This window comes from Pseudonocardia sp. UM4_GMWB1 (genome assembly GCF_017312155.1).
Taxonomy (GTDB): Bacteria; Actinomycetota; Actinomycetes; order Mycobacteriales; family Pseudonocardiaceae; genus Pseudonocardia; species Pseudonocardia alni.
The window spans coordinates 3,117,579-3,132,807 of sequence record NZ_QJPN01000001.1 but is presented as its reverse complement, the minus strand read 5'-3'; the positions used below and the strand labels follow the sequence as shown (position 1 = coordinate 3,132,807).

13 protein-coding genes are annotated in these 15,229 nt (G+C 73.9%); 10 read left to right on the top strand and 3 right to left on the bottom strand.

Features of this window, described 5'->3' with window-relative positions:
• The first annotated feature begins 105 nt into the window (after positions 1-105).
• The 9 genes from tkt to DMP15_RS14930 all read left to right on the top strand — a co-directional run bounded on the left by tkt (position 106) and on the right by DMP15_RS14930 (position 11,461).
• Complete coding sequence (tkt, locus tag DMP15_RS14970) at positions 106-2,232, top strand: transketolase (protein ID WP_337826042.1); 2,127 nt, start codon at positions 106-108, stop codon at positions 2,230-2,232.
• 31 nt (positions 2,233-2,263) lie between these two features.
• The gene (tal, locus tag DMP15_RS14965; protein ID WP_073574721.1) at positions 2,264-3,373 is read left to right on the top strand and encodes a transaldolase; all 1,110 of its coding nucleotides are present in this window, start codon (positions 2,264-2,266) and stop codon (positions 3,371-3,373) included.
• Positions 3,374-5,050 (top strand): hypothetical protein, encoded by a 1,677-nt coding sequence (locus tag DMP15_RS14960; protein WP_073574720.1) that lies wholly within the window; start codon positions 3,374-3,376, stop codon positions 5,048-5,050. It begins immediately after the preceding gene.
• A gap of 43 nt (positions 5,051-5,093) precedes the next feature.
• Positions 5,094-6,638 (top strand): glucose-6-phosphate dehydrogenase, encoded by a 1,545-nt coding sequence (gene zwf, locus DMP15_RS14955; protein WP_100877637.1) that lies wholly within the window; start codon positions 5,094-5,096, stop codon positions 6,636-6,638.
• A gap of 40 nt (positions 6,639-6,678) precedes the next feature.
• A complete protein-coding gene (gene opcA / locus DMP15_RS14950) occupies positions 6,679-7,629 on the top strand; it encodes a glucose-6-phosphate dehydrogenase assembly protein OpcA (protein WP_100877636.1) in 951 nt (316 codons plus the stop codon).
• Positions 7,626-8,417 (top strand): 6-phosphogluconolactonase, encoded by a 792-nt coding sequence (gene pgl / locus DMP15_RS14945; protein ID WP_337826041.1) that lies wholly within the window; start codon positions 7,626-7,628, stop codon positions 8,415-8,417. The genes opcA and pgl overlap by 4 nt, the downstream gene beginning before the upstream one ends.
• Before the next feature lie 73 nt (positions 8,418-8,490).
• Entirely contained in the window at positions 8,491-9,675 is a 1,185-nt protein-coding gene (purT, locus tag DMP15_RS14940) for a formate-dependent phosphoribosylglycinamide formyltransferase (protein ID WP_337826040.1), read from the top strand.
• A gap of 69 nt (positions 9,676-9,744) precedes the next feature.
• Positions 9,745-10,218, top strand: a complete 474-nt coding sequence (locus DMP15_RS14935) for a VOC family protein (protein ID WP_073574715.1) — start codon at positions 9,745-9,747, stop codon at positions 10,216-10,218.
• A 10-nt stretch (positions 10,219-10,228) separates the two neighbouring features.
• Positions 10,229-11,461, top strand: a complete 1,233-nt coding sequence (locus DMP15_RS14930) for a patatin-like phospholipase family protein (RefSeq protein WP_139282732.1) — start codon at positions 10,229-10,231, stop codon at positions 11,459-11,461.
• Positions 11,462-11,465: 4 nt separating this feature from the next.
• Here DMP15_RS14930 and DMP15_RS14925 read toward each other — a convergent pair whose 3' ends face one another.
• On the bottom strand, positions 11,466-11,804 hold the full coding sequence (locus DMP15_RS14925; RefSeq protein WP_337826039.1) for a P-II family nitrogen regulator: 339 nt from the start codon (positions 11,802-11,804) through the stop codon (positions 11,466-11,468).
• Positions 11,801-13,168 carry an ammonium transporter gene (locus DMP15_RS14920; RefSeq protein ID WP_337826038.1) on the bottom strand — a complete coding sequence of 456 codons (1,368 nt, stop codon included), beginning with the start codon at positions 13,166-13,168 and terminating at the stop codon, positions 11,801-11,803. Before DMP15_RS14920 ends, DMP15_RS14925 begins: the two co-directional genes overlap by 4 nt.
• 270 nt (positions 13,169-13,438) lie before the next feature.
• On the opposite strand from DMP15_RS14920, the gene DMP15_RS14915 reads away from it, so the two are divergent.
• Positions 13,439-13,861, top strand: a complete 423-nt coding sequence (locus DMP15_RS14915; protein WP_337826037.1) for a DoxX family protein — start codon at positions 13,439-13,441, stop codon at positions 13,859-13,861.
• 77 nt (positions 13,862-13,938) lie between these two features.
• Here DMP15_RS14915 and DMP15_RS14910 read toward each other — a convergent pair whose 3' ends face one another.
• Positions 13,939-15,195, bottom strand: a complete 1,257-nt coding sequence (locus DMP15_RS14910; RefSeq protein ID WP_073574710.1) for a TrpB-like pyridoxal phosphate-dependent enzyme — start codon at positions 15,193-15,195, stop codon at positions 13,939-13,941.
• Positions 15,196-15,229: the final 34 nt, after the last annotated feature.

Here is a 15,229-nt window from a genome sequence, read left to right as displayed (position 1 = left end):
CCCGCCGACGTCGCCGCCACCGGAACGGCCGCGACCACCGGGCGGGCATCCGGATCCACGACCGGCAGACCGACATTCGTCGACGCGAGTACAGGAGCCATCGCCTTGTCCGACACCGCTACGTCCCCCCACGCCGGGGACAGCGCCGTCGCCGCGCTCACCCGCGCGCACGTCCCCGACGACTGGACCGACCTCGACCGCAGGGCCGTGGACACCGTCCGTGTACTGGCCGCGGACGCGGTCCAGAAGTGCGGCAGCGGACACCCCGGCACCGCGATGAGCCTGGCCCCGCTGGCGTACACGCTGTTCCAGCGCGTCATGCGGCACGACCCGGCCGACCCCGACTGGATGGGCCGTGACCGGTTCGTCCTGTCCGCCGGGCACTCCAGCCTCACCCTCTACATCCAGCTCTTCCTGGCCGGCTACGGCCTGGAGCGGGAGGACCTGGAGCAGCTCCGGAAGTGGGGCTCGCTGACCCCGGGCCACCCGGAGTGGGGGCACACCCGCGGCGTCGAGATGACCACCGGCCCGCTGGGCCAGGGGTTGTCCTCGGCCGTCGGCATGGCGATCGCGGCCCGCCGCGAGCGCGGCCTGTTCGACCCGGACGCCCCCGAGGGTGCCTCGCCGTTCGACCACCAGATCTACGTGATCGCCTCCGACGGCGACATCGAGGAGGGCGTCACCTCCGAGGCGTCGTCGCTGGCCGGTCGCCAGGAGCTGGGCAACCTCACGGTGATCTACGACGCGAACGAGATCTCCATCGAGGACGACACCAACATCGCCTTCAACGAGGACACCGCGAAGCGGTACGAGTCCTACGGCTGGCACGTCCAGGTCGTCGACGGCGGCGAGAACGTCACCGGCATCCTCGCCGCGCTCGAGGCAGCGAAGGCCGAGACCGGGCGCCCGTCGATCATCGTGCTGAAGACCGTGATCGGCTTCCCGTCGCCGAACAAGATGAACACCGGGGCCGCGCACGGTTCCGCGCTGGGCGACGACGAGGTCCGCGAGGTCAAGCGGGTCCTGGGCTTCGACCCGGACAAGGAGTTCGACGTCGATGACGACGTGCTCGCCCACACCCGCGCGGTCGGCGAGCGCTCGCGCGACGCGCACGACTCCTGGCAGGGCACCTTCGACGAGTGGGCGGAGCGCGAGCCCGAGCGCAAGCAGCTCCTGGAGCGGCTGAAGGCGGGCCGGCTGCCGGACGGCTGGGAGGACTCCCTGCCGCACTGGGACATCGACGAGAAGGGCATGGCCACCCGGAAGGCCTCCGGTGCCGTGCTCGGCGCTCTCGCCGAGGTGCTGCCCGAGCTGTGGGGCGGCTCGGCCGACCTGGCCGAGTCGAACAACACCACGATGAAGGGCGCCGACTCCTTCGGGCCCAAGTCGGCGTCGACGGGTATGTGGACCACCTCCCCCTACGGCCGCACGCTGCACTTCGGTGTCCGCGAGCACGCCATGGGCGCGGTGCTCAACGGCATCTCGCTGCACGGCCCGACCCGGGTCTACGGCGGCACGTTCCTCGTCTTCTCCGACTACATGCGCCCCGCCGTCCGGCTGGCCGCGCTGATGAAGACCAACCCGATCTACGTGTGGACGCACGACTCGATCGGTCTGGGCGAGGACGGCCCGACCCACCAGCCGATCGAGCACCTGGCGTCGCTCCGGGCCATCCCCGGTCTGTCGGTCGTGCGCCCCGGCGACGCCAACGAGACCGCGTACGCCTGGAAGGCGGCCCTCGAGCGGCCCGACGGCGGCCCGATCGGCTTCGCGCTGACCCGGCAGAACGTCCCGACCGTCGCCGGGACCTCCGCCGAGGGCGTCGCCCGCGGTGGCTACGTCATCGCCGAGGCCGCGTCCGGCGTCCCGCAGGTGATCATCATCGCCACCGGCTCCGAGCTGCACCTGGCGCTGGCCGCCCGCGAGCAGCTCGAGGGCGAGGGCGTCGGCACCCGGGTCGTCTCGATGCCGTGCGTCGAGTGGTTCGAGGCCCAGGACGAGCAGTACCGGGAGTCTGTCCTGCCGACCGCGGTCACGGCCCGTGTCTCGGTCGAGGCCGGCATCGCGATGCCCTGGTACCGCTACGTCGGTGAGCTCGGCCGGTCGGTGTCCATCGAGCACTTCGGTGCCAGCGCCGACCAGGCCACCCTGTTCGAGAAGTTCGGCTTCACCGCCGACACCGTCGCCACGGCCGCGCGGGAGACCCTCGCCGCGACCGAGAAGTCCTCCTGAACCGACGGCACCCGATCGCAAGGAGAGAATCATGAGCAACGATCGACTGGCTGCACTGTCCGCGGCCGGGGTGTCCATCTGGCTCGACGACCTGTCCCGGGAGCGCCTGACCAGCGGCAACCTCGCCACCCTGATCGAGGACAAGCACGTCGTCGGGGTGACCACCAACCCGACGATCTTCGCCGGTGCGCTGTCCGACGGCGCCGCCTACGACGAGCAGGTCCGCGAGCTGGCCGCCCGCGGTGCCGACATCGACACCGCGATCCGCGAGATCACCGTCGCCGACGTCCAGCACGCCTGCGACGTGTTCTCCGGCGTCTGGGAGCGCACCGGTGGCGTCGACGGCCGGGTGTCGCTCGAGGTCGACCCGCGCCTCGCACACGACACCGAGGGCACCGCCGCGCAGGCGAGCGAGCTCTTCAAGGCCGTCGACCGGCCGAACCTGCTGGTCAAGATCCCGGCGACCGAGGAGGGCCTGACGGCCATCACCCGGGCCACCGCCGAGGGCATCAGCGTCAACGTGACGCTGATCTTCTCCGTCGAGCGCTACAAGCTCGTGATGGACGCCTACCTGACCGGTCTGGAGCAGGCGAAGGCGAACGGGCAGGACCTGTCCCGGATCCACTCGGTCGGCTCGTTCTTCGTGTCCCGGGTGGACTCCGAGATCGACGGCCGGCTGGAGAAGATCGGTGGCGACACCGCGCTCGGCCTGCGTGGCAAGGCGGCCGTCGCGAACTCGCGGCTGGCCTACGCCGCCTACCGCGACGCGTTCTCCGGTGCCCGCTGGGACGCCCTCGCCGCCCACGGCGCGCACGCCCAGCGCCCGCTGTGGGCCTCCACCGGGGTGAAGAACCCGGACTACCCGGACACGCTGTACGTGTCCGCGCTGGTCGTGGACAACACCGTCAACACGATGCCGGAGAAGACCCTGCTGGCCTTCGCCGACCACGGTGAGGTCGACGGGGACAAGGTCACCGACACGGCCGGGGCGTCGCAGCAGGTCTTCACCGACCTGGAGGGCCAGGGCATCGACCTCGACGACGTGTTCCTCACCCTGGAGAACGAGGGCGTCGAGAAGTTCGAGAAGTCCTGGACCGAGCTGCAGGACACCGTCCGCAGCCAGCTCGACTCCGCGAAGTAGTTGAACGAGGCCACTCCCGGTGGCGACGGGGCCGACCTCGGCTCCGCCGCCACCGGCGGCCCGTCCGCACCCGCACCGTCCCCGGTGCGGGTGCGGCTCGCCGGTGAGCCGTTCGCCGGAGCGGCCCGGCGGATCGCCGCCGAGCTGGCCGGCGATACCGTCGCCTCCCGGCTCGCCGACGCCGACCCCAGTGTCTGGGGGCCCCGCGCCGCGGGGGCCCCGCCCCGTACCGGCTGGACCGGGCTCGCCGCCCGCAGCCGGCCCCTCGTCGGGCAGGTCGCCGCGCTGCGCGAACGGTTCGCCGTCGCCGGTGCGCACCGGGTGCTGCTCGTCGGTACGCCCGACGCGGTCGCCGCGGCCCGCGTCGTCGCCGGCACCGACCCGGGTGGGGCCCGGCTGACCGCACTGGACTCCGCGGACCCGGTGCAGGTCGCGGAGGCGCTGTCCGGGGAGCTCGCCGAGACCGTCCTCGTCGTCGCCGACGCGGCGGGCACCGACCCCGTCGTCGCGGCCGTCACCCGGGTGGTCGCCGCCGCGATCGCCGAGGAGGTCGGCGCCGACGCCCTCGCCGCGCGCACCGTGCACCTGACCGAGCCCGGCTCACCGCTGGACACACCCGGCGACCCCGGCCCGGTCGTGGTCACCCTCGACGCGGACGTGCCGGGCCGCTTCGGCGTGCTGGGCCCGCTCGGGCTGGTCCCCGCGGGGCTCGCCGGGGCGGACGTGCCCGCCGTCCTGGGCGACGCCGTCGCCGCCGAGCGCTCGCTGGCCGCCGACGACCCGGACAACCCGGCGCTGCTGCTGGCCGGCGCACTGGCCGCGGGCCGCGGCTCGCTGCTGGCCCTGCGCGACGCCGAGCGTTCCCCCGCCCTCACCGGTTGGCTGGCTCCGCTGCTCACCGCCGCCGGGCTCACCGTCGTGCCGGTGCCGCCCGACGAGCCGGTCGGCGCGGGCCCCGCCCCGCAGGAGCCCACCGCACCCGCGGGCGTCGTGGACGTGCACGCCGACGGCACCGGCCCTCGGCCCGGGCCGGGCCAGGGCGCGGTACGGCTGGACGCCGGCCCGGGTGCCGCGGTCGTGCTGTGGCAGGCCGCCGCGGCGCTGGCCGGGCGGGTCCTCGACACCGACCCGTTCGCGCCCGCACCGCCCGCGCCCGCCGAGGGTCCCGACCCCGAGCCGTCGTTCGTCGACGGCGGGATCGCCGTGCACGCCGGGGACTGGCTCCCGCCCGGCACCCGCACCGTCGCCGGTGCGCTCGACGCGCTGGCCGCCGTCGCCGACGGGGCCCCGGCGGTCGTCTCGGCCTGGCTGGACCCGGAGTCCGACGCCTCGGTCGCGGTGCTGCGCGGGCCGCTGGTGGCCCGGCTCGGGCTCCCCGTCGCGTTCGGCTGGGCCCCGGCCTGCCGCAGCGGCGACACCGGCGCACCGGACGTCGCGGTGCACTGTCACCTGACCGGGAACGGGCCCGGCGGTGATCTTCCGGGGTCCGTCGGCGCGGACACCGTGCCGCCCGGGCCGGGACTGGATAGCCTGCACGCGGCACAGGCCCGGGCGGTCATCGACGACCAGCGACGCCGGGGACGTCCGGTGCTCCGGCTGCACCTGACCGACCGGCTCGCCGGACTGGTCACCCTGGCCAGGGCTGTGACATCGACACAGACGTCGACAGAGCCGTGACCCCGGTGCCCCGATCACGAGAACACCAGTACTAGGAGGGGCGATGCCCACCGCGAACGGCGGACGGACCAACCCGCTGCGCGACCCCCGTGACAAGCGGCTCCCCCGGATCGCCGGCCCCTGCGGACTGGTGATCTTCGGAGTGACCGGGGACCTGTCCCGCAAGAAGCTCATGCCCGCGATCTACGACCTCGCCAACCGGGGGCTGCTGCCGCCGGGCTTCGCCCTCACCGGGTTCGCCCGCCGCGACTGGGACCAGCAGGACTTCGGCCAGGTCGTCTACGAGGCCGTGCGCGAGCACGCCCGCACGCCGTTCCGGCAGGAGGTGTGGGACCGCCTCGCCGAGGGCCTGCGGTTCGTCCAGGGCTCCTTCGACGACGACGCCGCCTTCGACGAGCTGGAGCGCACCGTGCGCGAGCTCGACGAGAAGCGCGGCACCGGGGGCAACCACGCCTTCTACCTGTCGATCCCGCCCGGCGCGTTCCCGGTGGTCTGCAAGCAGCTCGCCCGTTCGGGGCTGTCCGCGCAGGAGGACCCGGACGTGTGGCGCCGGGTCGTCATCGAGAAGCCGTTCGGCCACGACCTCGCCTCGGCCATCGAGCTGAACGCGATCGTCAACGACGTCTTCCCCGAGGACTCGGTGTTCCGCATCGACCACTACCTCGGCAAGGAGACCGTCCAGAACGTGCTGGCGCTGCGGTTCGCCAACCAGCTGTTCGAGCCGATCTGGAACGCCAACTACGTCGACCACGTCCAGATCACCATGGCCGAGGACATCGGCCTGGGCGGGCGGGCCGGCTACTACGACGGCATCGGCGCCGCCCGCGACGTCATCCAGAACCACCTGCTGCAGCTGCTCGCGTTCACCGCGATGGAGGAGCCGACGTCGTTCTCCTCCGACGAGCTGCGCGCCGAGAAGATCAAGGTTCTCAAGGCGGTCAAGCTCGCGCACCCGCTCGACGCCACCACCGCCCGCGGCCAGTACGAGGGCGGCTGGCAGGGCGGCGAGGAGGTGCCCGGGTTGGCCCAGGAGGAGGGGTTCGACCCGGAGTCGACCACCGAGACCTTCGCCGCGATCACCTGCGAGGTCGAGAACCGCCGCTGGGCCGGGGTGCCGTTCTACCTGCGCACCGGCAAGCGTCTGGGTCGCCGGGTCACCGAGATCGCCGTGGTGTTCAAGCGGGCCCCGCACCTGCCGTTCGACGCGACGATGACCGAGGAGCTGGGGCAGAACGCCCTGGTGATCCGGGTGCAGCCGGACGAGGGCGTCACCATGCGCTTCGGGTCCAAGGTGCCGGGCAGCCAGATGGAGGTCCGCGACGTCACGATGGACTTCGGCTACGGCAACGCCTTCACCGAGGCCTCCCCCGAGGCCTACGAGCGGCTCATCCTCGACGTGCTGCTCGGCGAGCCGTCGCTGTTCCCGGTCAACGAGGAGGTCGAGCGGTCCTGGGAGATCCTGGACCCGGTCCTGGAGCACTGGGCCGCCGACGCGCGCGGCCCGGACTCCTACCCCGCCGGGTCCTGGGGCCCGGCGTCGGCCGAGGAGATGCTGGCCCGCACCGGGCGCCACTGGAGGCGGCCGTGAGCGCACGGACGGCAGTCGCGGAGAAGACGGAGACCCCATCGTGATCATCGATCTCCCGTCGAGCACCACCTCGGCGGTCAACCGCAAGCTAGTCGAGCTCCGCGAGTCCGGCGGGGTGTTCGCGCTGGGCCGGGTGCTGACCCTGGTCGTCGTCACCGACGACGGCCCGGAGCTCGAACGCGCGATCGACGCCGCCAACGCGGCCAGCCGCGAGCACCCCTGCCGGGTGATCGTCCTGGCCCGCGGGCAGCGGCGGGCCTCGCCGCGGCTCGACGCCCAGATCCGGGTCGGCGGCGACGCCGGCGCCAGCGAGGTCATCGTGCTGCGCGGCTACGGCCCGCTGGCGGCCGAGGAGGCGGGCGCGGGCATGGTCATGCCGCTGCTGCTGCCGGACGCCCCGGTCGTCGCGTGGTGGCCGAACGAGGCGCCCGCCTCGCCGTCGGAGGACGCGGTGGGCCGCCTCGCGCAGCGCCGCATCACCGATGCGCTGTCGTCGAAGAACCCGGTGAAGGCGTTCGAGGCGCGCCGCAAGGACTACGCGCCCGGCGACACCGACCTGACCTGGACCCGGCTCACGCAGTGGCGGGCCCAGCTGGCGGCCGCGCTGGACGTGCCGCCGTACGAGGACATCAGCTCCGCGGTCGTCGCCGGGGAGGCGGTGTCGCCGTCCACCGAGCTGATCGCGGGCTGGCTCGCCGCGAGCCTGGGGGTGAAGGTGAAGCGCTCTCCGTCGGAGAAGGACAACGGGCTCTCGCTGGTCCGGCTGACTCGCCCGTCCGGTGACGTCGAGCTGGCACGCCCGGACGGCAAGACCGCCCGGCTGACCCAGCCCGGCCAGCCGGAACGGCTGATCGCACTGGCCCGGCGGCACGTGTCGGACTGTCTCGCCGAGGAGCTGCGCAGGCTCGACCCGGACGAGGTCTACGCCGAGGCCCTCGCCGGGGTGGCGAAGGTGACCCGCGGCCGCACCCCGGTGAAGGTGCGCGCGTGAGCGCCGCGACGCAGGTGCAGGTGGCGGTGCACCCGGACAAGGACACACTCGCCGCGGCGACCGCGGCCCGGCTGCTCACCGCGCTGGTGGACCTCCAGGCCGCGGGCAGGGTCCCGCGGCTGGTGCTCACCGGAGGCGGGGTCGGGATCCAGCTGCTGCGCGACGTCGCCGCCTCCGGGGCGCGCGACGCCGTCGACTGGGCCCGGGTGGACCTGTTCTGGGGCGACGAGCGCTTCGTCCCCGCCGACGACGACGAGCGCAACGACCGCCAGGCCCGCGAGGCCCTCCTCGACGCACTCCCGCTGGACCCGGCCCGGGTGCACCCGATGCCCGCAGCCCCGGCGGGCGGCGGCACCCGCGACGACGCCCTCGCCGCGGCCGCCGACTACGCCCGGCTGCTCGCCGAGCTGGCCGGCCCCGACGACGACGGCGTCCCCGCGTTCGACGTGACCCTGGTCGGGATAGGCGAGGAGGGCCACACCCTGTCGGTGTTCCCCGACTCCCCCGCCGTGCACGAGCAGGCGGCGACGGTCGTCGCGGTCTTCGACTGCCCGAAGCCGCCGCCGACCCGGATCTCGCTGACCCTGGCCGCGGCGCGCCGCTCCCGCGAGGTGTGGGTGGTGGCGGCCGGGGCGGGCAAGGCACCGGCCGTCGCGGGTGCGCTCACCGGCACGCCGGAGACCGAGCTGCCGGTCGCTGGGGCCCGTGGCACCGTCACGACCCGCTGGCTGCTCGACACCGAGGCCGCCTCGGACCTGCCCGACGGGTTCGTCGCCCGGGTCTCCTGACGGCGGCCCCCGGATGTGAGATGCCGCGCCCGGGCGGGGTGTCGCACGTGGACCTGCGGTTAGGGTCCCCGTCATGCGTATCGGCACCCCGCTCGGCCCGGACCCCACCCGCGTGCTGCTGCTCGGCTCGGGTGAGCTGGGCAAGGAGGTCGCGATCGCGTTCCAGCGCCTCGGCGTGGAGGTCGTCGCCGTCGACCGCTACCCGCACGCCCCCGCCCATCAGGTGGCGCACCGGTGGCACGCGATCGACATGACCGACCCGGTCACGCTGGCGACGCTCATCGAGCAGGAGGCGCCCGACCTCGTCATTCCCGAGATCGAGGCCATCGCCACCGGCGCCCTGGCCGAGATCGAGGCGGCCGGGACGACCGTGGTCCCCACCGCGCGGGCCGCGAAGCTGACCATGGACCGCGAGGGCATCCGGCGTCTCGCCGCCGAGGAGCTGGGCCTGCCCACCTCCCCCTACGTGTTCGCCGACACCCTCGACGAGGTCCGCGAGGCCGTCGCGACGGTCGGGCTGCCGTGCGTGCTCAAGCCGGTGATGTCCTCCTCCGGCAAGGGCCAGTCGGTCCTGCAGAGCGCCGACGACGCCGACGCCGCCTGGGAGTACGCCCGTACCGGCGCCCGGGTGTCGAACCCGCGGGTGATCGTCGAGGGCTTCGTCGAGTTCGACTACGAGATCACCCAGCTCACCGTCCGGCACGCCGGCGGCACCGCGTTCTGCGAGCCGATCGGGCACCGCCAGGAGAACGGCGACTACGTCGAGTCCTGGCAGCCCCAGCCCATGTCCGACGCCGCGTTGGCCGCCGCCCGCGACGTGTCCGCCCGGATCACCGAGGCCCTCGGTGGGTGGGGCCTGTTCGGGGTGGAGCTGTTCGTCCGCGGCGACGAGGTGCTGTTCTCCGAGGTGAGCCCCCGCCCGCACGACACCGGCCTGGTCACCCTCGCCACCCAGCGGCTCTCGGAGTTCGAGCTGCACGCCCGCGCCGTGCTGGGCCTGCCGGTGGACACCGCGCTGCGCTCCCCCGGTGCGTCGGCGGTGGTCTACGGCGGCACGGAGATGGACGCCCCTGCCTACGAGGGCGTCGCCGACGCGCTCGCGGTCGAGGGCGCGGACCTGCGGCTGTTCGGCAAGCCCACCGCGACCGAGCGGCGCCGGATGGGCGTCGCGGTCGCCCACGCCGACGACGCCGACACCGCCCGGGAGCGCGCGACCCGCGCCGCCGGGCTCGTGCGCCCGGTCCCCCGGGAGCGATGAGTCGGGCGCACCGCGCCGGTCTCCCCCGTGTGACGCCGAGAGCCGGCGTCGCGGGGAGGGGACGACACCATGAAGCCGATCACGCCGTGCCTGTGGTTCGACGGAGTCGCCGAGGAGGCGGCCCGGTTCTACACCGGCATCTTCCCGGACTCGGGCATCGACACCGTCGTGCACTACGGCCCGGAGGTCCCCGACCAGGAGGGCCGGGTCCTGACCGTGGGGTTCCGGCTCAACGGCCAGCCCTGGACCGCACTGAACGGCGGGCCGGTGTTCACCCTCTCCGAGGCGATCTCGATGGAGGTGCACTGCGAGTCCGTCGAGGAGGTCGACCGCTATTGGGACGCCCTGGTCGACGGCGGCGTCGAGCAGCCCTGCGGGTGGCTCAAGGACCGCTACGGGGTGTCCTGGCAGGTGATCCCGCCGGGGGTGCGGGAGTGGCTGACCTCGCCCGACGCCGAGGCCCGGTCCCGGGTCGCGCGGGCCGTGTACGCCACCCACGGCAAGCTCGACGCCGTCGCCCTGGAGAAGGCGTACCGCGGGTAACCTGGTCCGGGTGGCGGCACGGACCGGACTCGTCGTGGCGGGCGCGGGAGCGCGCGGCGCCTACGAGGCGGGTGCGCTGACCGAGCTCCTGCCGCGGATGGCGCGGCGGTGGTCGGCGCCGTCGGTGCTGGTCGGCACGAGTGCGGGCGCGCTGAACGTGGCCGCGCTGGCCGGGCTGTCCGACGTCGCCCCGGACGCCGCGGCCGCCGAGCTCGTCGCCCGCTGGTCGTCGGTGCGCACCGAGGAGGTCGTGGCGCTGCCGTCGTCGGCGGTGGAGGCGACCGCGGCCTACCTCGGGGACCTCGCCGGGGTCCCGTCGTGGCTGCGGAGGCTGCTGCTGGTGCCGGACCGGGTGACCCGCCTCCTCGACGCCGACCGGCTGCGCCCGGTGGTGGACCGGGTCGTCGACTGGGACCGGCTGCACGACGCCGTCGCCCGCGGCCGGGTCGACGCCGTCGGGGTGGCGTGCACCGCCGCCGGCACCGGCGGGACCACGGTGTTCGTCGAGCGCGGGCCGGACGTGGCGCTGCCGCCGTACGACCCGGGTCGCGACATCCGCTACGTCGACGCCCGGCTTGGCCCGGACCACCTGCTCGCCTCGGCCGCGGTGCCGGTGCTGTTCGCGCCGCGTCGCATCGAGGGCGAGGCGGCCGGCTGGTATCTCGACGGCGGGGTCCGGCTCAACACCCCGCTCAAGCCCGCACTGCGCCTGGGCGCGGACCGGGTCGGTGTCGTCGCGACGACACCGGACGTCCCGTTCGGCGAGTCCGCCGCGGCGCTGTCCCCGGCGGACCGGGTGCCCGACGTGTACGCGGTCGCCGCGCTGGCGCTGCGGATCGTGCTGGGCGCCGGGGTGACCGAGGACCTGCGGACCCTGCGCGCGGTCAACGCGCTGGTCGACCGCGGCGAGGACCGGCGGCACCGCCGGATCGCGACCTGGTTCGCCGGGCCGCCCGCCGACCGGGCCACCGAGCTGGCGGAGCTGGCCGACGCGGTGCGCCGCCACGAGTACGGCGGGCTGCGTGCGCTGCGGAACCCGTCGCTGGCCGTGCTGGAACGGCTGGTCGGCGGCGCGGTACCGGACGCCGACACCACCCACGGCGCGGAGCTGCTCAGCTTCCTGTTCTTCGACCCGGTGTTCGCCGCCGCAGCGGCGGACCTGGGCGCGGCGCACGCCGCGCGCGCCGTCGCCCCCGAGGGCGGGGCGGCGCGCCGCCGGACGGCCCGTCCGGCGGCGCGCTGACGGCTCAGACCGCGTCGCTGCCGCGTTCGCCCGTGCGGACGCGCACGATGGTCTCGACCGGCTGCACCCAGATCTTCCCGTCGCCGATCTTGCCGGTGCGGGACGCCTCGACGATGGCGTCGACGACCGTGTCGGCGATCTCGTCGTCGACGACGGTCTCGATACGCACCTTCGGCACGTAGTCCACCGAGTACTCCGCGCCGCGGTAGATCTCGGTGTGTCCCTTCTGCCTGCCGTGCCCGCGGACCTCCCCGACGGTCAGCCCGAGCACACCGAGGTGTTCGAGCGCACCGCGGACGTCCTCCAGCGCGAACGGCTTGACGATGGCGGTGACGAGCTTCATCGGCTCTCCCCCACGGGCTCACGGGTGGCCGGCGTCGCGGGGCGGGAGGCCCCGGCGAGCGCGCGGCTGCCCAGCGACGAGAAGTCGTAGGCGGTCTCGGCGTGCTCGGTCTCGTCGATGCCGGTGGCCTCGTTCTCCTCGTCGATGCGGAACCCGATGGTCACCTTGATCAGGTAGCCGAGGACCAGCGCGACGATGAAGGAGTACAGCAGCACCGCACCCGCGGCGAGCGCCTGGCGGCCCAGCTGGACCAGCCCGCCGCCGTAGAACAGGCCGTTGTCGCCGGCGGCGGCGGAGTTGACGCTGTTGTCGCCGAAGAAGCCGATGAGCAGGGTGCCCACGATGCCGCCGACGAGGTGGACGCCGACGACGTCGAGGGAGTCGTCGAGGCCGAAGCGGAACTTCAGCCCGACGGCCAGCGCGCACACCGCACCGGCGATGAGCCCGATGGCCAGCGCCCCGACCGGCTGCACGAACCCGCACGCCGGGGTGATCGCGACCAGCCCGGCGACGGCGCCGGAGGCCGCACCGAGGGTGGTGGGGTGCCCGTCGCGGACCTGCTCGACGAGCAGCCACCCGATCAGCGCGGTGGCGGTGGCGAGCATGGTGTTGGTGAACGCGGTCGCGGCGAGGTCACCCGCGGAGAGCGCGGAACCGGCGTTGAAGCCGAACCAGCCGAACCACAGCAGCGCCATGCCCAGCAGCACGAACGGGAGGTTGTGCGGACGCATCGGCTCGCGCGGCCAGCCGCGCCGCTTGCCGAGCACGATCGCCAGCGCGAGCGCCGCGGCACCGGCGTTGATGTGCACCGCGGTGCCACCGGCGAAGTCCTCGGCCTTGAGGGTGTTGGCGATCCAGCCGCCGACGTTGTCCGGGCCGGTGAAGCCGTCGAAGGCGAACACCCAGTGCGCGACCGGGAAGTACACGATGGTCACCCACAGCACGACGAACGCCGTCCAGCCCCAGAACTTCGTGCGGTCCGCGACGGCGCCGGAGATCAGCGCCGGGGTGATGACCGCGAACATGAGCTGGAACATCACGAACGCCGGCGCGGGCAGGGCGTCGGTGCCCGGCCACGGGGCCGAGTCGCTGCCGACGCCGACCATCGCGCCGACGGTGTTCGCCAGCCCGGCGAACTCCCCGCCGCCGATCAGGCCGCCGCCCACGTCGTTGCCGAAGGCCCAGCTGTAGCCGTACAGCGCCCACAGGACGCTGACCACGGCCAGGCAGACGGTGCTCATCATCAGCATGTTGAGCACGGACTTGCTGCGGGTCATCCCGCCGTAGAAGAACGCCAGTCCCGGCGTCATCACCATCACCAGCGCGGCGCTGACCAGCACCCACGCGGTGTCTCCCGCATTCACGCCCACGCGTCCTCCGTCGTCGCAGTTCCCCGACCCCGGCAGGGATGGTTCGCCCGCGGTGTTTCGTGGAGCAACCGAGCGCGGTTTCCGGTGGGTGTCGGGTCCGGGCATCCGGCACGGCCCGCGCAGACACCGCCGACGCGACACCCGACGCAGCCGGGACCGACGGTCCGAACCCGGACCGGGCGCACCGATGAGTTCCGGCGACGGCCCCGGTCTCCTCTGCAACGGCGGCCCCGGCCCGGGACCGCGAGCACCGGGGAGCCCGCCATGACCACCACCCGTACCGGGACCGCGTCCACCACCTCCGCCACCCGTCGTCCGCGGGCCGCCACCGTCGGCCTGTGGGTGCTGCAGGTGCTGCTGGCCGGGGTCTTCGTGATGGCGGCGCTGCCGAAGGTGAACGCCGACCCGGTCGCGGTCGCCGGGTTCGACCTGCTGGGCCTGGGGACCGTCGGCATGGTCGTGGTCGGCTGGCTGGAGCTGGCCGGCGCGGTCGCCCTGCTGGTCCCGCGGCTGTGCGGGCTCGCCGCCGTCTGCCAGGTCGCGCTGATGGTCGGGGCCACCGCGGTCACCGCGGTGCTGATGCCCGCGATGGTCGCGTTCCCGGCGCTGACCCTGGTGGCGGTGTGCGTGGTCGCGTGGGCCCGCCGCCGCGACACCGCGGCCCTGCTGCGCGGTCTGCGCCGCTGACCGCCCGCACGGCGACGGCCCGTCCCCTGGTCCGGGGGACGGGCCGTCGTGGTGCGGGTGGGGCTCAGCCGATCCCGTCAGCCCATCTCGTCGAGCCGGCCGTTCGTGTAGTCGTCGTAGGCGGCCAGGTCGAGGAAGCCGTGACCGCAGTAGTTGAAGAGGATCACCTTCTCCTCCCCGGTCTCCTTCGCGGCGAGCGCCTCGTCGATGGTGGCGGCGATGGCGTGCCCGCACTCCGGCGCCGGGATCTTGCCCTCGGTGCGGGCGAATTGGATGGCGGCCTCGAACACCTTTCCCTGCGGGTAGGCGACGGCCTCCATCCGCTCGTCCTTGACCAGCGAGGACACCAGCGGCGAGTCACCGTGGTAGCGCAGCCCGCCGGCGTGGATCGACGGCGGCACGAAGTCGTGGCCCAGGGTGTACATCGGCATCAGCGGGGTGAGGCCCGCGGTGTCGCCGAAGTCGTAGTCGTAGCGGCCCTGGGTCAGCGTCGGGCACGACAGCGGCTCGACGGCGAGCAGCCGCACGCCGGAGTCCGGCACGAACGGGAAGGCGATCCCGCCCAGGTTGGAGCCGCCGCCGCACGGCGCGATGACGACGTCGGGCAGCCGCTCCCCCGCCAGCGCGAGCTGTTCCTTCGCCTCCAGACCGATCATGGTCTGGTGCAGCAGCACGTGGTTGAGCACCGAGCCGAGCGCGTAGTGGGTGTCGGAGCGGCCGACGCAGTCGCGGACCGCGTCGGAGATGGCCGAGCCCAGCGAGCCGGGGTGGTCGGGCTCGTCGACGGGCGACGGCACGACCTCGCCGCCCCAGGTCTCGATCGCGATCCGCCGGTAGGGCTTCTGCCCGTAGGACGCCCGCACCATGTAGACCTTCAGGTCCAGGTCGAACTGGGCAGCGGCGAACGACAGCGCGGTCCCCCACTGGCCCGCGCCGGTCTCGGTGGTGAGCCGGGTGGTGCCCTCGCGGGCGTTGTAGAACGCCTGGGCCACGGCCGTGTTGGTCTTGTGGCTGCCCGAGGGCGAGAGGGACTCGTCCTTGAAGTAGATCCGCGCCGGGGTGCCCAGCGCCTTCTCCAGCCGGGTCGCGCGGACCAGCGGCGTGGGCCGCCACAGCCTCAGGATGTCGAGGACCTCACCGGGGACGTCGATCCAGGGCTCGGCGCTGACCTCCTGCTCGATCAGGGCGGTCGGGAACAGCGGCGCCAGGTCCTCGGGGACGACCGGCTCGCGGGTCCCGGGGTGCAGGGGCGGCTGCGGCGGCGTCGGCAGGTGCGGCACGACGTTGAACCATGCCGAGGGGATCCGGTCCGGGGGCAGCGTCCAGCGGCTCATGACCACCGAATCTAACCCGGACGTGCGCCCGGTC

What these genes read in the sequence shown, in the direction of transcription:
- tal (WP_073574721.1), top strand. Translation starts at nt 2,264, where the DNA reads ATGAGCAACGATCGACTGGCTGCACTGTCCGCGGCCGGGGTGTCCATC.
- zwf (WP_100877637.1), top strand. Translation starts at nt 5,094, where the DNA reads ATGCCCACCGCGAACGGCGGACGGACCAACCCGCTGCGCGACCCCCGT.
- purT (WP_337826040.1), top strand. Translation starts at nt 8,491, where the DNA reads ATGCGTATCGGCACCCCGCTCGGCCCGGACCCCACCCGCGTGCTGCTG.
- DMP15_RS14935 (WP_073574715.1), top strand. Translation starts at nt 9,745, where the DNA reads ATGAAGCCGATCACGCCGTGCCTGTGGTTCGACGGAGTCGCCGAGGAG.
- DMP15_RS14915 (WP_337826037.1), top strand. Translation starts at nt 13,439, where the DNA reads ATGACCACCACCCGTACCGGGACCGCGTCCACCACCTCCGCCACCCGT.
- DMP15_RS14925 (WP_337826039.1), bottom strand. Translation starts at nt 11,804, where the DNA reads ATGAAGCTCGTCACCGCCATCGTCAAGCCGTTCGCGCTGGAGGACGTC.
- DMP15_RS14910 (WP_073574710.1), bottom strand. Translation starts at nt 15,195, where the DNA reads ATGAGCCGCTGGACGCTGCCCCCGGACCGGATCCCCTCGGCATGGTTC.